Source organism: Psychrosphaera haliotis (assembly GCF_039523615.1).
GTDB lineage: Bacteria > Pseudomonadota > Gammaproteobacteria > Enterobacterales > Alteromonadaceae > Psychrosphaera > Psychrosphaera haliotis.
On the sequence record NZ_BAAAFQ010000003.1, the window covers coordinates 1 to 1,060 of the forward strand.

The 1,060-nt window shown below is 39.6% G+C and carries 1 protein-coding gene; it reads left to right on the forward strand.

Features of this window, described 5'->3' with window-relative positions:
* The first annotated feature begins 540 nt into the window (after window positions 1-540).
* Window positions 541-852: a hypothetical protein gene (locus ABD009_RS02550; RefSeq protein WP_343822444.1), complete on the forward strand. Its 312-nt coding sequence runs from the start codon at window positions 541-543 to the stop codon at window positions 850-852.
* Window positions 853-1,060: the final 208 nt, after the last annotated feature.

Genomic DNA, 1,060 nt, shown 5'->3' on the forward strand with positions numbered 1-1,060 from the left:
CAGAAACAATTGGGTATATAACAAGTGCCTCAATTCGCTCTCAGGCTCGCTCGGACAATTAACATGGGCTATTGTCGCTGCGCTCAATATTTTAGCCCATTAGTAATTGCCGCTTAGGCAAGCGTTATATTTCCAGTGGAGTTTTATCAAAAATGGAATTATCAGACAAAGAGATTGGATTAGTTAAATCAGCTATCCGAGAACAGAAGTCCAAACATCTTGTACAGCTTTTTCTGTTAGTACTGATGCTCATAACTGTTCTTTGTATGTACTTAGGCTACATTGACTCAACGGAGTTTGCTTACGCGGCATTTGCTCTTATTATTGCAACGATGTCTCACAACTATCATTATAAGTCAGCAAGTTATGACCANGCGTATTCCTGATAACAGTATCGAGGGTCAAGCAAGCTCATTGCAAAAAGAAATATAACAAGTGGTTCAAGAGGGTCTCGTAAAAGCTTGCACGAGCCTTCGGCAAACAGTCTAGCAAGCTAAAACTCGCCTCTTAACCAGGCGTTATGTCCACAAGGAAGTTTCGATGAAGCACCTAATAGTTATCATTTTAATAGCATCGTGTATGGTTGGACTAACTCTAGCCTCTAAAAAAATGCACTGGGAATTAGATTTACAAACGGGCGTAGCAAAGGCGGAATATTCGCATCTTGGGCTAGTTACATCTTCTGTTTCAGATTTTCAGGACCCAAAGTCATGCCCACTTTGGAATCCACCTAAACTTTCGGAGTCTCAAAGTAGTGTTGCATATTCCTGTTATTTCTACTTTAAAACAGATAGTTGTTCACGTAAGTTATCGATATATCAAAATGTTTATAATCAGGGTTGTGGTACATAACAAGTGGTTAAAGAAGGTCTCGTAAAAGCTTGCTCGAGCCTTCGGCAAACAGTTTAGCAAGCTAAAACTCGCCTCTTAACCAGGCGTTAGTAGCCCTAGTGTCATTCTGGAAACTTCTGCTTTGAATGAATTACTCTCATAACTCTAATATTTTTACCATCGAAGTAATATGACACGATCATTGAGATCTCTGGAATGATTAGTAGTC